Consider the following 17,972-nt stretch of genomic DNA (forward strand, 5'->3'; position numbering starts at 1 on the left):
CGGGTTTTTAGAATCTCTACAGCCTAACCACCCATACCAGGAATTAAACTCTTACTCAACTTTTTAATAGCCCGATCAGCAATATCGCCATAACGCAAATCACCACACAAAACCTTACCCAAAGTTTGCGTAGCAGCCGGTCGTCTTACCCCCACTTTGTACGCAATACCGGGTATTTTGAAAAACACACCGCCTAAACGTTGAGCCCAAACCATATCAGAACCCCATTCATCCTGCATAATTTGAGTGTATTTTTCCAAAGCCTTATCATCCCCACCCAAAGCCGCATCCACAGCATCAGCCGCCTTAAGAGCACTAAACATAGAAGGACGAATACCCTCAGCCGTAAACGGATCAACAACCGCCGCCGCCTCCCCAGCCAGCACAGCATTTTGGGTATGTAATTTTTGATTACCATCCCACAAACAAAGAGGATGTGTATATTTCGTACCGCCACTCAACCTTAAACCCTCACCATACTCAGACAAAGGGCCATTAAAATCTTTTGGTTCCCCACCGACAAAAGTAGCAGTACCCACAGAATAGCCATCAGCCTTGGGAAAATTCCAAACAAAGCCATTTTTGCTCAAACCAAACTCAAAATTAATCACCGCATTTTCAGGAGAAACGGTAGCCGGTATTTCCCAAGAAACCCCCATCCGCTTTTTGCGTTCCTTAAAACCCAGCAATTTAGAAAGAGTACCCTTAGCGCCATCTGCTGCAATCAAAAACCGACCTTCCAAAGTTCCAGTCGTTGTTTTTACCTGCCAAGAGCCATTTTTAAATTCAATTCCCGTAACTTCAGTTTTATCTTGAACTTCAGCCCCTTGACCTTTTGCTTGTTCAATCAAAAAATTATCAAAAACATCACGCTTCACCATCCAGATCGGTTCCGAGATATTCAGCGTCACATCCACCGGATCGTCCATTTTCCAAGTACAGCGAATTTGATTTGTTTTAAGCGAAATCGCCGGAGAAAAATCAAAATCAAACCACTGAGCAATCATCGGAGAAACAGCACCACTACAAGGCTTATAACGGGGTAAAGCCTCCTTTTCCAACACCAAAACCTTGCGACCCCGCTTAGCCAAATGATAAGCCGCCGTTCCACCGGCAGGGCCAGCACCCACAATAATGCAATCAAACATACTACTCCTCACGTTCTCTTTGTTTTCAATTTTTCTTGTTAATCTATCCTAGGACATCCGCCCAAAGAACGAATTTTGCCGTTATTCTACATAATTTCTGACTTAGCAGCCAAATTATTGACTTGCCGGCAACAGTAAAATTGTTGCTGTCATTTTAGCGAAACCTTAATTTTTTGGCAGAAACGACGATCTTTTTAGATTAAATAGCCCCTGAGCAGTGATTCCGCAGAAATTCAAGACAAAGTTTAAACAAAAAAAAGAAAGCCGTTCCTTAAACAAACCGGCTTTCTAACAAAGGGATTTTTCTGTTGAATTACACAGTCGTAATATCCTTTTCCTTGTCTGCTAGTAACTTCTCAACCTTAGCGATGTACTTATCCGTCATTTTTTGAATTTTATCTTGCAAATCCCGCGCTTCATCTTCGGTGATTTCGCTAGATTTTTCTTGCTTGCGGACAGAATCAACCGCATCGCGGCGGATATTGCGAATAGAAACCTTACCTTCCTCAGCATACTTAGCCGCAATCTTAACCAGTTCCTTACGGCGTTCGCTTGTCAAAGGCGGAATATTCAACCGAATCACCGACCCATCATTACTAGGAGTCAACCCCACATCCGACAGAGAAATAGCCTTTTCAATCAAAGACAGCGAAGAGCGGTCATAAGGTTGAATTGCAATTGTAGTTGCATCAGGCGTACTAATATTCGCCAAAGACTTCAGCGCCGTTGGAGTTCCGTAATACTCCACCATCACCTTATCAAGCAAAGAAGAATTTGCCCTGCCGGTGCGAATCGTATTAAAGGCTCGTTGAGTTGACTCAACGCCTTTTTCCATCTGACTTTCAACTTCAGCTAACTTCACAACTACCTCCGACAACTGTACCAACAGGTTCACCCATAACAGCGCGGTGGATATTCCCCCGCACTGATAGATCAAATACCATAATAGGAATGTTATTTTCTTTACACAATGCAATGGCCGTACTATCCATCACCCGCAAGTCGTGCATCAAAACATGGCTATATGTCAGAGTTTGAAACCGGCGAGCATTGGGGTTGAGTACAGGATCAGAGTCATAAATCCCGTCCACCTTGGTCGCCTTAAAAATCACATTAGCATCAATTTCAGCCGCTCGCAGCGCCGCTGTGGTATCTGTAGTAAAGAAAGGATTCCCAGAACCGGCCCCAAAAATCACCACCCGACCCTTTTCTAAATGGCGAATGGCTCGGCGGCGGATATAAGGTTCTGCCACTTCCTGCATTGCAATTGCCGTTTGTACCCTTGTGGGAACAGACTTACGTTCAAGAGCATCTTGCAACGTCATTGCATTCATCACCGTAGCGATCATACCAATATAATCGCCCGTTGCCCGATCCATCCCGCCAGCCGCCGCCTTGAGTCCGCGAAAGATATTTCCGCCACCCACCACAACGGCCACCTGGACACCTGTAGCCACCACATCGGCGATCTCTTCAGCGATTTCTTGAACAACAGCCGGATCAATCCCATATCCAAGATCACCCATCAAGGCTTCACCGCTGAGCTTTAACAAAATCCGCTGATAAACTATCCCCATGAATTCTTATTTCTCGCTTATAATTATTCCACCCTACGATAGCAGCATTTAGTCATTAGTCATTAGTCATTAATCATTAGCCATTAGTCATTAGTTTAGGGCCGGCACCCGTTGCACGGCCCCTACTTTCAGAAAGAACATTCGGACAAATGACTACTGTCGCCACTTCACCGAACAACCCACCGGCTCAGTTTGGGGAATACTCACCGGCTCACCGGCCAGCAGTTGGCTGATAGCGTTTCGCAGATACTCCACCGTCACAGCTTGCTCATCATTGGCATTATCATCTATTTGACCGCGATAACAAACCACCCCACCGGCATCCAGCAAAAACACTTCTGGCGTTTTTTCCGCCCCAAAACAATGCGCCACATCCTGCGTCACATCCCGAATGTAGGGAAAATTAAGAGAATTTTCGGCAGCAAAAGTTTTCATGTTCTCAAAACTGTCATCGGGATACTGAACAGCATCATTAGCATTAATGCCGATCAACTTTACCCCTTGCGCTTCAAAATCCGCTTGAATTTGTTTAAGCCGGTTTAAATACCAGCGCACATAAGGACAGTGATTACACATAAAAACCACCACCACCGCTCGAAATTCCTCCAAATAACGAGCTAAATGATGCACTTGTTCATCAGTTCCGGGCAGTTCAAAATCAGGAGCGTAGGCGCCAAGGGGAGTAGCCGTCATTTCGATTCCACTCATTTTCTACAAATCGTCTGAATTACAATCGTGCCACAATTGGTAAAGGCTGTCGGTGAGGTTTTTTCGTGGTTAGGGGATTTTACCAGCCGCAAGCCGTTGCTTTATAGCCAATAATTTTGTACACGAGTTTGGCGGCTGTAAATTCTGATACCACCGAATCCACCAGCGGGGCTAATTCCATTACATCACACCCAATAACTTCATGCTTCTCAAAAACTCGCCGGATAAATGTTGTCAGCGAATACCAGTTTAATCCTCCTGGTTCGGGAGTGCCCACACCTGGAATTAATGTCGGATCTAAACCATCTAAATCGATGGTAAAAAACACTTTTTTTGTTTGGATAGTTGCCAGGGCTTTTTCCATCCAGTCGGGTTGAGCGACAATTTCTCGTGCTCGAAATACGGCTAAATTTTTGGCTTTGATCAAATCCGCTTCTTCTTTACAAATTGCCCGAATGCCTATTTGCAGGGTTGGTAATCCCATATCAACAATCCGCCGCATTACACAAGCATGATTGTGAATTGAATCGTGATATTCGTGGCGTAAATCGCCGTGTGCATCTACTTGAATGACGGTAAACGGTTCATCGGCGTAGGCTTTGCGATAGGCTTCTACGACTCCAGCAGTAATGCTGTGTTCGCCTCCCAAAGCGATGACAAATTTACCATCTTTGATTAGTTGGTAAGTTGTTTTTTCGGTGACTTCTAGCATTTCTGAGGAACTCACCGGCCGGTTATCTCGCGTATCTGCTATCGCCTGGTGTGTATAAATACCAACTTCGTAGCAAATTTCGCGGTCGAGTTCTTCGTCGTAGCATTCAAGTTGATCGGAAGCGTTTAACAGTTCCGCCGGCCCGTTTTGGCAGCCGCGTCGGTAGGTTGTGGTGGCTTCGTAGGGGATGGGTAAGATCACGACGCGAGCATCTTGGTAATTCCATTCAATTTCAGCACCAAGGAAAGGCTGCATCTCAGCGACAGGGGTTAACACCGGCATATCTGCAATTATTAGAAAAAATAGGCAACACTTTTAAATCGTGACATATTCTGGCGCTGTCTGAGTTTATTTGTCAAACACGGATTTATCAAAAGTCTTTGGCCGGCTGCTAGGTCAAGAAACAATCAACCAATGCACAATGAATTAGGAACGATAAACGATCAACCATCAACAACTGCTATGACTTCTTTAACTTCTGCGTCTATAAAGCCTTTAACCTGGATGTGGCGGGGGTTTCCGATTCGTTATCAGGCTGCCGGTGAAACGGGGCCGGCGGTGGTGCTGATACACGGTTTTGGGGCTTCTTGCGGTCATTGGCGCAAAAATATAGCGGTGTTGGCTGAGACTTGTCGAGTTTTTGCCCTTGATTTGATTGGGTTTGGCGGTTCGGCTAAACCGGCCCCCAATGTGGAAATTTCCTATACTTTTGAAACCTGGGCCCAGCAAATTGCCGATTTTTGCCGCGAGGTTGTCGGGGGTTCTGCTTTTCTGGTTGGTAATTCTATCGGTTGTGTGGCGGTTATGCAGGCGGCGGTCGATTTTCCTGATTTGGCGCGGGGGGTGGCGTTGCTGAATTGTTCTCTGCGTTTGCTGCACGAGCGTAAACGTGCTACTTTGCCTTGGTATCGCCGGTTTGGTGCTGGAGTAGCACAAAAAATGCTTGCTTTTAAGCCAGTCAGTCAAGTATTTTTTAATTCAATTGCAAAGCCGGCAACGGTGCGGAAAATTTTGTTGAAGGCATACCGACGTGCTGATGCTGTAACGGATGAATTGATCGAATTGATCCTCGAACCGGCACGCGATCAAGGCGCAGTCGAAGTATTTGTTGCCTTTACTGCCTACTCTCAAGGGCCGTTACCAGAAGATTTACTGCCGATCTTACCTTGCGGAGCGATTATTTTATGGGGAACTGATGATCCTTGGGAACCTATATCACTAGGAAAAGAATTTGTCAAGTATCCCCAGGTAGAAAAATTTATTCCCTTGGAGGGGGTGGGACATTGCCCGCAGGATGAGGCGCCGGAGTTGGTCAATCCTATTTTGCAGCAGTGGATTTTAGAAAAGTCTGGCGTCTAGTTTTGGGAGGTTTTTGGGGCCGGTGTTTTTTTGAAGTTGCTTCGTTTGCATCTTTCAACGAGTAAAGCGTTTCCCCACTCTGGGGGGAAATTAGTTAAATGCAAACCATGCTTGTAGAAAAAAAAGTTGTGAAAACTCCCTATGATTAGTAAGTAGAAGCACTTAATTATTTGTAGGATGGGTAGAGCGTAAGCGTACCGTGATAGTTGGCGTAGCCTAACCCATCAAAGCCTTGAGAGTGTTGGGTTTCGTTCCTCTACCCAACCTACATTACACCCTGAGTTTAATTAAGTTGACTTACTTAACTAGCAACCAAACCTCTACAAGCAAACAACGGCTCCCCTCCCTGTTAAAAACACAACAGAAATTAACTCAAAAACAACTTAAAACAACCAAATTTTCTGAAAATTGCTGATTAAAAGCCTCCATAAATTACATCAAAACTTAAATCCAACTAAAAAAAGCCAAATTAACTTTCTGGAACCAAAGACCCCGCCCCTCTCCCCAACCACCGGCACCAGAATCTTTTTTGATCAAATTTCGTCCTTAAAATCAGACCAACCCTCAACCCCCTCCAGATGTCCGCCCCCCGGAGTTCGTGCTAACACAGAAGAGGGTAGCGAGTCGCCTGAGAGTGCATCAGAATTTGGTATTCCTTGATAAACAAAGCCTTAGAGGATTTTGCTCATGTCACAAAAAACACTTAGACAAATCGCCTTATCCTTGGGAGTTAGTCTCCTATTTGCAGCCCCCGCAGTAGCCCAACTCACACCCAATAACCCCAACCGCTCAAATATAAGAATTCCGCCCAACGAAGACCCCCAAGCAAGCGACGAGTCTACGCAAAGAGCAGAGGGTCAAAAATTCGCTTGTGAGATGGTTAACGGACAATACACTGTAATGTATTATCCCGATAGCCAAAGTAATCAAGGTAATGCCTGGGCTACACCTAGTGCTTTAGGCGGTGGTTGGACACCCGAACGCCGGTGTAACGAAATCAGCCGCCGTCTGGAAAGCTACCGGCCCGATGGTTTAGAAGAACTCAGCACCAGCAAAGTCAATAACTACGACATTGTGTGTGTCACCACTCAAGCAAACTCTGCTTGTCGGATTGTCTTTACTGTGCCACCGGGTCAAGATCCTAAAATCACCCGTGATCGCGTCTTTGAAAATTTAACCGTTGCGGATAGCGGTCAACAAACCGATGCCGTCAATACGTTTATAGATGGCGGCGCAAACAATCAAATTTTGCGAGATATTTTAGGCGTTGACCCCGCCTCCACAATGGGAGGAAGACCGGCCCGAAACCGCTCACAATACTCACCAAATAGCATCAATTTACGTCCCTTCCTGTCCCCTGCTGATGGTGGTACAGGCAGCCGGTTGAGATATTGACACTCCCCTGCCTAAAGGCGCGGGGATTCTTCACTCAAAGACTCAACTTGCCCTGACAGGACTGCTCCAATCAAAGTAGAGGTTAAATCTCCTGAAGCGTTCGGGTCTAAAACCCAAGTTCCGGTATGCCCTACCGTACTCAAGGCTAATTTCAGAATATTGATAGCTGCATTCCAATCTCTATCTAAAACGAATCCACATTCACAGACATGGGTTCTCACGGATAGAGATTTCTTGACGACGGCACCACAGCTAGAGCATTCCTGAGAAGTATAAGCAGGATTCACTGCTACAGTGATTTTGCCAAACTTCCTTCCGAAATACTCCAACCATTTTCTGAACTGATACCAACCCGCATCATTAATCGACTTAGCGAGACAGTGATTCTTGACCAGATTCTTAATCCTCAAGTCTTCATAGGCGACCAAATCGTTAGATTGGACTACGCAACGCGCCAGTCTCTTAGCGTGTTCTTCACGTTGCCTACTTATTTTGAGGTGTACTCGTCCTAGTCGATTAATGGCTTTCTTGCGATTGGCAGAGCCTTTCTTTTTGCGGGAAACACGGCGTTGACGGAATTTCATCCGTTTCTCGCCAATTCGATAAAACCAAGGTGATGGTTCACTATGTCCATTACTATCGGTGTAGAACTCTTTAAGTCCTACATCTAATCCAATAGTTTTGCCTGTGGGTTGTGTTTCAACTTTAGTGTCTGCACTAATTAGGAATTGGACATAATACCCGTCAGCACGACGGATTAACCTGACTCGTTTTATCTGGTCTAACTGGTAGAAGTTTAAATCCCACGTTCCCTTGAGTTTGAGTTTACCAATTTCTTTTTTGTCGGTAAAAGTTATCTGTTTTCTTGTCTCAGAAAGTTTCCATCCGCTCGTCTTGTACTCGACTGAACGGTAATTCTTTTTGAATTTTGGATACCCTTTCTTTCCCGCCATAGCTTTCTTGCAGTTGTCGTAAAACCGAGCAATAGCAGAGTAGGCTCTCTCAACAGATGTTTGGCAAGCATGAGAGTTCAAGTCTTTCACAAAGGCATATTCAGCCCTTAACGCCGTGTTGTAGCGATACAGTTCTTTCTGTCCCACCCCTCGGTTATCCATCCAATACCGGATACACTTGTTGCGGACAAATTGAGCGGTTTGAATCGCTTCATCAATGGCTGTATATTGAGTTGCTTTCCCTTGTGCCTTGAACTCTAAAACTATCATTTGACGTGGAAAACTTCTACGCCAAATATTCTAGCATCCTATAGCCGTCCTGGAAGGACGGGGCTTGTATCCCATTTCTCATGGTCAATTGTCATTGGTCAATTGTCATTGGTCATTGGTCATTGGTCAAAAGTAGGGGCGGTTATGGCGTTCGCTAGTACCGAGGTTTAAGCATCCCAGAGAAAACCTCAATAAACCGGCCTCTACTTTTGCCTTTTCACAAATGACAAATGACAATTGACCTTTACCAAGTACCCGCCGGCTTATTTTGGTTTTGCTGTTCTAACCAATCTTCCCCAACTTGAATCGTGACATCCGTTCGCAAAGCCCCCGTACTTTCTACCCGTACCTCCCCAAAACCAAGCGAATCTCGCACAGCATTTGCAGCTTCCATATTCCCAGACTGTGCCACAATTCGAGTCACCTTCAACGGTTCATTCCAAGGTTTGGCGATTACTACATTCCGATAACCAGAAGTTTGTAAACTATTCACCAAGTCATTCACCGCCGTTTCCGAATTCGTACTATCTTGAATTGCCACCCTCATAGTTCGCGGCTCAATAACTTTATAAGACTCATTATCTGTGCCGGTTTCAAAATGTTGGGATTTAATCGCATCAATTCCATTAAAATCGGGCAACCAATAACTCGCCTGATATTGTTTCGGATCACTAAACTCGCCTGGTAACATTAACATTTGCACATTAGAGCGCTGAAGTTCCGAAGCAAAACCAACCAAAGCCACCAACTCTTCTATCGTTAAATTTGTATCTATATGTTCTTGAATCACCGAAACAATTTTAGGCAAACGTACTATTGTTGCTGGATTTAACGTTTGCTCCATCAAAGCTCTCATCAGAATTTGTTGGCGCTGAATTCTGCCAATATCTCCCAATTCATCATATCTAAAACGCAAAAACTGTAACGCTTGATTACCATTTAATCTTTGCTTACCGGCCTTGAGATCAATATACAAATGTTGCGAATCATCCTTGTATTTCATATCTTTGAGAACGTGAATTTCCACACCTCCCAAAGCATCCACTAATTTCTCTACCGCTTGCACATTAACCCGCACATAACGGTCAACTGCAACACCTCCCATAAGTTCGCCGATAGCTTTAGCGCTTAAAGCCGGCCCCCCATAATAATTTGCTTCATTAATTTTCGTCACTCCTACCCCTTCCACCAAAGTCCGCGTATCTCTGGGAATCGAAAGTACAGCCAATTTTTTTGTTTCAGGATTAAATCTCACCAGCAGCATTGTATCTGCTAAACCGTCTAAAGAATTGACCAAAGCTTGATATCCCACATTTGGCTGAGGATTTTTTTCTAAATCGCTGGTGAGGACTTTTGTGCCAAGCAGTAAAATATTTACCGGACGAGTTAACTCTGGCATCCGCATACTCATAGAAGTAGAAATGCGTTCCCCAGATCCAAATACGGCTGCTTCTTCAGGGCTAAGCCTACTTTGCATAAGCGGTGTACTCGAAAGCGACACCGCCAATAAAGCACCGGCGGTAGCTGAAAGCATCGCCACGCCGGTTAAACCTAAACCCAGCCACATCCAATGTCCGCGAGTTGTGCTTTTGCTCTTGTTGCGGTTAATGGGTAGGGAAGGTTGCGGACTAGACGGTTGATTGGGGATATTTTGAGCAGACACAAAGGAAACCTCACACACACAAAAAAAGGGGCCAGACAAAACATTGAAATGTGAAAAGAAAACACCGAACAAGGAAAAATTAAGTGCTTTTCACGATACATCCTCTATTTTTAGGGAAGCCGGTCGCTCAAGTCACTAAACCCAGGCAACCAAATCGGCTGCCGTTTCCACACACGATACATGAGAGCAACACTGATGACAAAATAGCTAGAAGTTACGACACTACTCATTATTAACAGGGGAAGTGTCATAAATTCCGCAGATTTAGCGCTTGTTTCCAGCAGCAGGTAGGAACTGAGCCACACAAAGGCCAAAGTACAAGCCAGCCGGCTAACGGCGCGTTCTTGAGGGTTGCCTTTGCGCTGGTAAAGCGTCCAGACGGCAGGAAAAAAGCCAAGGACGGGAACCAGATACAAGTATAGGTTTAAGTGCTTAGGGTCGCTGTTGTCAAATTTGTTGTTTGTCATTTGTCATTTGTCATTTGTTAGGGGGATGGGGGGATGGCAGATCATATTGCCTACCCCACAGTGGAGCAGGCATCTTGCCTGCTTGCTGGCTTGCCTGCTTGCCTCATTTACCCAGTCCACCAGGCGAGGGCGTAGGGTTGAGTGGGTTCGTTGACTTGTTGAGAGAACTGGACTCGAATTTTATACCGGCCTGCTTTCGGAACCTGGAAAAATATATGCTCCACGCTGTCTACTTGACTTTGAGAAGCGGTTATCTTTCTGGCAGGGTCGTTTTCTTCAACCGGCATCAAGTATAAGTCCAAATTATTTAATCCCCGGTCTTTAAACACCTCTGGTGAGTCATACAAATTGTTATTGTTCCTATCTTCCAACTCTACGAGTCTGTCCCAAGCAAGGGTAATGGCCACAAAACTACCGACTGTTAGGGGTTTTTCGATTACATAGTCTTGGTAATTGGGAGTTGGGGAAGTTTCAGAAGTTGACAAAGATGCACTTATTGTATTATAATCCCATCCTTTTGCTGGAACGGGGCGGGCCGGTTTCCATTGACCGGCACTGAATTGCTCGTAAGCGCGAAAAGCATTGAGGTGGCCGGTTCCCATTTGGGAATGTAGGGGAATCGAGGAGTCTTGATAGCTATCAGAGGCTAACCAGTCGCGGTTTTCTTTGTCGATGACGGTGCGACTCATGCCGAGATGTAACCCATCACCGTTATCTTTGAGCTTGTCAGTAGAATTAAGTAAAACTGCTTTCATTACTTCATGCTGACGACTTGCTAGGCTCCAGTTTGGTTGTTTTGTGCGTAGTTGTTTATCCCCAAATTCTTGCAACAGGGCAACGGTAGCGGTGACGTGGGGGGCGGCAAAACTGGTGCCGGTGTTGCGAGTTGTGGAGCCGTCAATATTAAGGAGGGGAATGTCTCGGCCCGGAGCCAGTAAGCTAATTGAGCGGCGGGGGCTGACGTTTGCTTCTAAACCGCTTAGTCTTTGAGCATAGTCGGGGAAACTGCTGGGGATGTTGGCGACATCTACTTTGGAAAATATGCCTTGATAAAGACTAGATAAGCCTACATTTACGCCGTTGTAATTGTCGGTGGGGATGGGGATACCGCCTTTGCCTTGGTTGCCGGCGATGACGTAGAGGACGTTGTGGACTCTGGCAGACCAGTCGATACATTGGGTTAGTGGGGCGTTGCCATCGAGTCGGGCGTTGGGTCTGGGGTCAAGTTCGAGGGGTTCGCCAAAGCTGAAGTTAATGGCTCGCACGTCGTCGCTGTTTTGGAGGGCGATGTGTTGGCTGGCAAGGCATTCGAGGGATTGACGGTCGGGGGAACGGCTGTTTACGGCGGCGGTGGAATACAGGCGGGCGGCGGGGGCAACGCCTTTGATGGTTTTGGCGTTGGAGATCATTACACCGGCGACGTTTTGGGCGTGGCCGTCTAGTTGAATGTTGGAGGTGGCCGGTTTGTTGCCTTGAAATACTGCCGAAACTGTGACTCCGTGTGTGGGGGGGATTTTTTTATCAATGCCGAAAAGGGCGGGCCGGCCTATTTCTACTTGCCCGATGGCGATTTTTCTTCCTAAAAGGTTATAGGGGGGTTGGTGGAGTTTTTCGGCATCAATTCCAGCCGGGCCGGTTGAGGTGTTGCTGGCGGTGGCGGGCAGTATCAGTGCGGTGAAAGTCAGTGGGGTTAGGATTTTGAGGATTTTATTTATGTTTTTTGGATAAAGCTTGTCCATTGGGAGATTAAGGATTCTATGTTAATGGTAAAATTTTGTGAACTATAAACATATTGTTAACTGTTCGCAGCAAACAGGAAGCAGGAGACAGGGCCAACCATGACTACGAAATCACAAAAACAGATTGTTATCGCTCCATCCATCTTATCAGCCGATTTTAGCCGTCTGGGTGAGGAAATTCGGGCCGTTGACGAGGCTGGGGCTGATTGGATTCACGTTGATGTCATGGATGGCCGGTTCGTGCCCAATATTACTATCGGCCCGCTGATTGTGCAGGCAATTCGTCCGGTGACGAAAAAGCCTCTGGATGTTCACTTGATGATTGTGGAACCAGAAAAGTATGTGGAGGATTTTGCTAAGGCTGGGGCTGATATTATTTCGGTTCATGCTGAACATAATGCTTCTCCGCATTTACATCGCACCCTTGGCCAGATTAAGGAGTGTGGCAAGCAGGCTGGGGTGGTGTTGAATCCTTCGACTCCGCTTGAGTTGATTGATTATGTGCTGGAATTGTGCGATTTGATTTTGATTATGAGTGTTAACCCTGGTTTTGGCGGCCAAAGTTTTATTCCAGGGGTGTTGCCAAAAATTCGTAAGCTGCGTCAAATGTGTGATGAGCGCGGTTTAGACCCCTGGATTGAGGTTGATGGCGGTTTGAAGGGTAATAATACTTGGCAGGTTTTGGAAGCTGGCGCTAATGCGATTGTGGCCGGTTCGGCGGTGTTTAATGCCCCTGATTATGCGGCGGCTATTGAGGGTATTCGCAACAGCAAGCGCCCTGAACCCCAGTTAGCAGCAGTTTAGGCTGAACTCTGCCCAGCTTGAAGGTGGTGGGCAGAGTATCGACTTACTCTACTGGGAGGGGTTCTTCCACCGGCACTTCTTCTTCGGGTGCCGGTGTTTGTGGTTTTGGGGTTTGGGCTGTGCCGGTGACTTTGGCAAGGGCTTTTTCGAGTTCGGCAACTGAAACGGCTCCGATCAGCGGTTCTCCGTTTAGGTTGAAAAATGGGGTGCCGGTGATTCCCAGGCTTTGGGCGAGTTGTAGGTCTTTTTGAATGGCGGCTTCGGCGGCGGCGCTTTGCCGGTCTTGGTTAAAGCGGTTTTCGTCTAGTTTGAGTTTTTTGGCGATTTCTAAATAGAGGGGTTCTCCAAGTTTTTGTTGTTGGGTAAATAGGGCGTCGTGGTATTCCCAGAATTTTCCTTGTTGTGCTGCTGCCCAAGAGGCTTTTGCTGCGGGTATTGCTTGTTCGTGTTGGGGTAGGGGTAGGTGTTTATAGGTGAGGGTGACTTTGTTTTTATTTTTTTCGATGAATTGTTTTACGTTTTTTTGAGCTTGGGCGCAGACGGGGCATTGAAAGTCGGAAAATTCTACGAGGACGATTTTTTTGTCGGGGGAGCCGGTGATGGGAGAGTCTGCGATGACGGCGGCGGGGTTTGTTGTCATTTGTTGCAAAAATGTTTGCCGTGATTCTTGAAGTTTTCTGTCTTGTTCTTGTTGGTAGGTTTGGACAGATTCAATGAGCACTTGTGGGTTTTCTCTAATGATTTGTAGGACTTGTTCTTTGAGTTGGCTTTCGGTTGGGGTGGTTTGAGGGGTGGGTTTGTTGCCGGTGCAACTGGTTAGGGCTAGGAGGGTTAAGAGGAGAATTAAGGGTTTGTAGGCTTTGTTCATGGGTTTTTATGGGTAGTTTTTTCGATGATTTTTTTATTTTAACTGTTTGAGAATGAAATGGGTTTTTTGAGGCTTTTGGGGCTTTTAATCAGGGGTTTTGAGGGAGGTTTGAAATTTCTATTTGGGTGAGAATTTGGGGGCCAAAGGTTTCGGTTAATCGTTGCAAAGTTAAGGTGAGGCTTTGGGTGGTGTTGTCGATTCCTATCCAGTGGCGGTTGAGTTTTTGGGCGGCGACAAGGGTGGTACCGGCTCCACAATAGGCATCTAAAATTATATCGCCTGGGTTGCTGCTAACTTTGATGATTCTTTCGAGGAGGGCTTGAGGTTTTTGGGTTGGGTAGCCTTGGCGTTGTTTGTCTTTTCTGTTTAGGGTTTCTATGTCTGTCCAGTAGTCTTCTGCTATTTTTCCTGTGTCTAGGTAATATTGATAGGTTTTTTGGGTTTTGGTGTCGGTTTTTTCTTGGTATTTTCTGCCGGTTTCGTCGGTTTTTTGTTTCATGTGAGAGTTTGGTTTTCTGGGGATGGTTGCGGCTTCTGGGTTAAAGGTGTATTGGCGGGTATTTTTGGTGTAAAAAAAGATGGTGTCGTGTTTTTTGGCAAACCGGCGTTTGCTTTTTCCTCCCAAGGTGTAACACCAGATAATTTCGTTTTGAAATTCTCCTCCTTGGGGGCAAAATATTGTGTCTAGGATGATTTTTAGATAGTGGCTGGCGCTTGGGTTGCAGTGTAGATAAAGGCTGCCGGTGGGTTTGAGAATTCGGTGAATTTCTCCGAGTCTGAGGGTGAGGTTAACTATGTATGCTAATAAGCTATTTTTTCCGATAATTTGGGAAAAAGCCCGGATGATATCTAGGGTTTGTTGGGTGAAAATTTGGGTGGAGTTGTCGAGTATTTGGTTATAGTCTTCGGTGGCTTGGTTGTTCCATTTCCAAGTATCTGTAAAAGCTTTTGTTTTTAATAATATGCCGTCTTCTGTGGTGATTTGATAGTAGTCGCGCTTGGAATGAAAGGGTGGATCTATGTAACATAGATCGATGCTTTGATTGGGAATATATTGGCGCAATATTTGCTTGTTGTCTCCATAGAATAGCTTGTTAGTGATGACTGAATCCGACATTTTTGGCTGGGGAAAAAGGACAGTTTTTATTTTTGTTGGGAGGAAATTAATTTTGGCAAAAAACAGGTTTTTGGGAAGCAAAGATGGACTTTTAAGGAGGTTGATGGTTAATATTGTACTGGTGGTTGAGGGTTTGGAAGTATGATTTGCTTTTTAGGCGGGGTAATGATTTTGGGGGTTAAAGGTCTGTTTTTTGACTTAAGCTGTGCTATACCAGTTGTGGGTGTAAGTTAATGTGGCCTTGGGAAACACCGGCCCCGGCTTTATTTTTGGCTGTGGTAGGGTTTCATTTTTGGGGTGGGTTGTTCAATTTTTTGGGGACAACCTGAGTTTCTGCAATTTTACACTGTACCAGTTATAACGAATCAAAGATCCTATGCTTCCGCGCAGCCTTTTGCTCTCGTCTAACGATGCAACTTCTAAAAATAGCGTTTCTCCAGTGAAAATTGGTGTATTGCATTCTCTGACTGGCACAATGTCTATTAGTGAGGTTTCTGTTAAGGATGCTGTGCTTTTGGCGGTGGATGAAATTAATGGGGCTGGGGGTGTTTTGGGCCGGCCTATTCAGGCTATTATTGAGGATGGGGCAAGCGATTTACAAACGTTTTCTGTGAAGGCAAGAAAACTGCTGGAAGAAGATAAAGTAGCGGTGGTTTTTGGGTGTTGGACTTCGGCTTCTCGGAAGGCAGTTTTGCCGGTTTTTGAGTCTTTGAATGGGTTGTTGTTTTATCCGGTTCAGTATGAAGGTTTAGAGCAATCTCCTAATATTGTGTACACCGGCGCGGCGCCAAATCAACAAATTATTCCGGCGGTTGAGTATTTATTAGCTAAGGGAAAGCGGCGTTTTTTTTTAATTGGTTCGGATTATATTTTTCCGCGCACAGCTAATCAAATTATTAAGGCACAATTGGCGGCGCTGGGGGGTGAGTTGGTGGGGGAAGATTATATTCCTTTGGGGGGAAAAGATTTTAGTCAAATTTTTGCTCATATAGAAGCAACTCAACCAAATGCAATTATTAATAGTTTGAATGGTGATAGTAATGTGGCGTTTTTTAAGGCATTACAAGAGGGGGGAATTTCCGCAGAAAGTCTGCCGGTGATGTCGGTGAGTGTGGCGGAGGCGGAAATGTGCGCCATTGGCCCAGAAAATATGTGTGGTCATTTCTTGGTGTGGAATTATTTTCAAACGGTGGATACTCCACAAAATCAAAATTTTGTCAAGGCTTTTAAAGAAAAATATGGAGAAGATCGCATTACAGATGACCCCATTGAGGCGGCTTATATAGGCGTTTATTTGTGGAAACAAGCAGTAGAAAAAGCGTCGAGTTTTGAAGTAAAAAAAGTGAGGACGGCGTTGCAAAATATGGAATTTGCTGCACCGCAAGGAAGGGTAAAAGTTGATGCCAAAACTCAGCATCTTTGGAAAACAGTAAGAATTGGAAAAGTTAGGAAAGATGGGTTGGTTGATACTATTTGGGATTCCGGGGTGCCGGTGTGTCCCGATCCGTTTTTAAAAGGTTATCCTTGGGCTGCGGGATTGGTGCAAAGGGAGAGAAATTGGGGAATTAGGGTATCTCTTTTTAGTTTGTTTTTGGCTTTGGTTGCTATTAATTGGATGGCGGTTTGGGTGGGGTGGATTGCGGTTTCTGAACACAAGGCGCAATTGATGAGGATTGTTGAGACAAGCCAGGGTCAGGCTTTGCTGTTGGCACAAGAGGGTTTAGAAGGGGTAAATCGCAGTGAGTTTGTGTTAGTGGTGGGGTTGATTTTGAGTTTGGTGATGTGTGCTGTGGGATGGGTGGTGGTGTCGAGAATTACGCGCAATTTGGCTTCGCTAACTAAGACGGCGCAAGTGTTGGCAAGTGGGGATTTATCGGCGCGAGGTGCGGTGGTTTCGGGGGATGAAATTGGGGTGCTTTCGGCAACTTTAAATACGATGGCGCAACAGGTAAGTAGTTTGCTTTTGGGTGTAGAAGTTCGTTCGCGCCAACTTGAAGAACGTTCTCTGGAGTTGGAGATGGCAAAGGAGGCGGCGGAGGCGGCAAATCGGGCAAAAAGTACGTTTTTGGCGAATATGAGTCACGAGTTACGCACGCCTTTGAATGCGATTATTGGCTATAGTGAAATGCTGGAAGAAGATGTGCAGGAGTTGGGGGAGGAGGGGGTTATTCAGGATTTAAAAAATATTAATTCTGCGGGCCGGCATTTGTTGGATTTGATAGGAGATATTTTAGATATTTCTAAGATAGAAGCCGGTCGAATGTTGCTTTGTGTAGAGAAGTTTGATGTTTTGACTTTGGTGGATGAGGTTGTGATGACTGTTCAACCTTTGGTCGATAAGCGGGGCAATTCTTTGGTGGTTTTCTGTGAGGAAAATTTGGGGGAAATTGAGGCGGATATTACGAAGGTTCGGCAATGTTTGTTAAATTTGCTGAGTAATGCGGCTAAGTTTACCCACCAAGGTAAAATTATGTTGAAAGTGGGCCGGTTGGCTGGAAAAAAAGCAATTTGTTTTCGGGTTAGTGATACGGGGATTGGGATGACAACGGCTCAAATGGGTAAGTTATTTGAGCCTTTTTGTCAGGCGGATGATTCTTTTAGCCGTAAGTATGGAGGGACGGGTTTAGGGTTAGCAATTACGCGGAAATTCTGCACAATGATGGGGGGTGAAATTAAAGTTGAAAGTGAGTTTGGGGGGGGTTCAACGTTTACAATGATTCTGCCTGTTGTTGTGCCGGTGTCAGGGGCTACAAGTTTAGCAGAGGTTAATCCAAGTGATACGTTTTTGGATTCTCTGCCATCGCCTGGGAGAATTTTGGTGATAGATGATGATGCGGCGGCGCGTGATTTGATGGGGCGTTATTTGAGTAAGCAGGGGTTTCAGGTGGCTGTTTCTTCGAGTGGGGAGGCGGGTTTAGAATTGGCTAGGCAATGGCAGCCGGATGCGATTACTTTGGATGTGATGATGCCGCGTATGAATGGGTGGGAGGTGCTTTCTGCTTTGAAAGCTGATCCGCATTTAGCAGAGATTCCGGTGGTTTTGGTGAGTTTTGTTGAGGATAAGGCGCAAGGTATGGCTTTGGGGGCGGCGGAATGTTTGAGTAAGCCGGTTGATTACAAAAGTTTTGCGGAAATTTTAAGTGAAATTGCGTTGAAAAATATGGATAATTAGGCGATAAAAACCCGGCTTTT

At 45.5% G+C, this 17,972-nt stretch carries 15 protein-coding genes; 4 read left to right on the top strand and 11 right to left on the bottom strand.

The window, feature by feature from the left end; translation table 11 throughout:
- Positions 1-23 precede the first annotated feature (23 nt).
- From NG798_RS12615 to speB, 5 genes are all read right to left on the bottom strand, one after another.
- Positions 24-1,148 carry a geranylgeranyl reductase family protein gene (locus NG798_RS12615; protein WP_261223094.1) on the bottom strand — a complete coding sequence of 375 codons (1,125 nt, stop codon included), beginning with the start codon at positions 1,146-1,148 and terminating at the stop codon, positions 24-26.
- A gap of 313 nt (positions 1,149-1,461) precedes the next feature.
- Positions 1,462-2,010, bottom strand: coding sequence for a ribosome recycling factor (gene frr / locus NG798_RS12620; protein ID WP_261223096.1), 549 nt, complete (start codon positions 2,008-2,010; stop codon positions 1,462-1,464).
- Positions 1,997-2,725: a UMP kinase gene (pyrH, locus tag NG798_RS12625; RefSeq protein ID WP_261223107.1), complete on the bottom strand. Its 729-nt coding sequence runs from the start codon at positions 2,723-2,725 to the stop codon at positions 1,997-1,999. The genes frr and pyrH overlap by 14 nt, the downstream gene beginning before the upstream one ends.
- A 153-nt stretch (positions 2,726-2,878) precedes the next feature.
- On the bottom strand, positions 2,879-3,418 hold the full coding sequence (locus tag NG798_RS12630; protein ID WP_375338962.1) for a thioredoxin family protein: 540 nt from the start codon (positions 3,416-3,418) through the stop codon (positions 2,879-2,881).
- Between the two features lie 94 nt (positions 3,419-3,512).
- Positions 3,513-4,427: an agmatinase gene (gene speB / locus NG798_RS12635; RefSeq protein WP_261223111.1), complete on the bottom strand. Its 915-nt coding sequence runs from the start codon at positions 4,425-4,427 to the stop codon at positions 3,513-3,515.
- A gap of 180 nt (positions 4,428-4,607) precedes the next feature.
- Here speB and NG798_RS12640 point away from each other — a divergent pair, with 180 nt between their 5' ends.
- Positions 4,608-5,504, top strand: coding sequence for an alpha/beta fold hydrolase (locus NG798_RS12640; protein ID WP_261223257.1), 897 nt, complete (start codon positions 4,608-4,610; stop codon positions 5,502-5,504).
- Positions 5,505-6,191: 687 nt separating this feature from the next.
- Positions 6,192-6,899, top strand: coding sequence for a COP23 domain-containing protein (locus tag NG798_RS12645; RefSeq protein WP_261223113.1), 708 nt, complete (start codon positions 6,192-6,194; stop codon positions 6,897-6,899).
- An 11-nt stretch (positions 6,900-6,910) separates the two neighbouring features.
- Here NG798_RS12645 and NG798_RS12650 read toward each other — a convergent pair whose 3' ends face one another.
- The 4 genes from NG798_RS12650 to NG798_RS12665 form a co-directional block, all read right to left on the bottom strand.
- On the bottom strand, positions 6,911-8,122 hold the full coding sequence (locus NG798_RS12650; protein WP_261223114.1) for a transposase: 1,212 nt from the start codon (positions 8,120-8,122) through the stop codon (positions 6,911-6,913).
- A 244-nt stretch (positions 8,123-8,366) separates the two neighbouring features.
- Complete coding sequence (locus tag NG798_RS12655; protein WP_375338960.1) at positions 8,367-9,785, bottom strand: LCP family protein; 1,419 nt, start codon at positions 9,783-9,785, stop codon at positions 8,367-8,369.
- A 110-nt stretch (positions 9,786-9,895) separates the two neighbouring features.
- On the bottom strand, positions 9,896-10,252 hold the full coding sequence (locus tag NG798_RS12660) for a hypothetical protein (RefSeq protein WP_261223115.1): 357 nt from the start codon (positions 10,250-10,252) through the stop codon (positions 9,896-9,898).
- A 107-nt stretch (positions 10,253-10,359) separates the two neighbouring features.
- Complete coding sequence (locus tag NG798_RS12665) at positions 10,360-11,991, bottom strand: S8 family serine peptidase (RefSeq protein WP_261223116.1); 1,632 nt, start codon at positions 11,989-11,991, stop codon at positions 10,360-10,362.
- Between the two features lie 99 nt (positions 11,992-12,090).
- Between NG798_RS12665 and rpe the strand changes: the two genes are divergently transcribed.
- The gene (gene rpe / locus NG798_RS12670; protein WP_261223118.1) at positions 12,091-12,795 is read left to right on the top strand and encodes a ribulose-phosphate 3-epimerase; all 705 of its coding nucleotides are present in this window, start codon (positions 12,091-12,093) and stop codon (positions 12,793-12,795) included.
- A gap of 43 nt (positions 12,796-12,838) precedes the next feature.
- Here the strand turns inward: rpe and NG798_RS12675 are convergent, their stop codons facing one another.
- Positions 12,839-13,663 (bottom strand): DsbA family protein, encoded by an 825-nt coding sequence (locus tag NG798_RS12675; protein WP_261223120.1) that lies wholly within the window; start codon positions 13,661-13,663, stop codon positions 12,839-12,841.
- Between the two features lie 88 nt (positions 13,664-13,751).
- Entirely contained in the window at positions 13,752-14,780 is a 1,029-nt protein-coding gene (locus NG798_RS12680) for a site-specific DNA-methyltransferase (protein ID WP_261223122.1), read from the bottom strand.
- Between the two features lie 376 nt (positions 14,781-15,156).
- Here NG798_RS12680 and urtA point away from each other — a divergent pair, with 376 nt between their 5' ends.
- The gene (gene urtA, locus NG798_RS12685) at positions 15,157-17,952 is read left to right on the top strand and encodes an urea ABC transporter substrate-binding protein (RefSeq protein ID WP_261223124.1); all 2,796 of its coding nucleotides are present in this window, start codon (positions 15,157-15,159) and stop codon (positions 17,950-17,952) included.
- Positions 17,953-17,972: the final 20 nt, after the last annotated feature.

The sequence above is a fragment of the Ancylothrix sp. D3o genome, from assembly GCF_025370775.1.
Classification (GTDB): Bacteria; Cyanobacteriota; Cyanobacteriia; order Cyanobacteriales; family Oscillatoriaceae; genus Ancylothrix.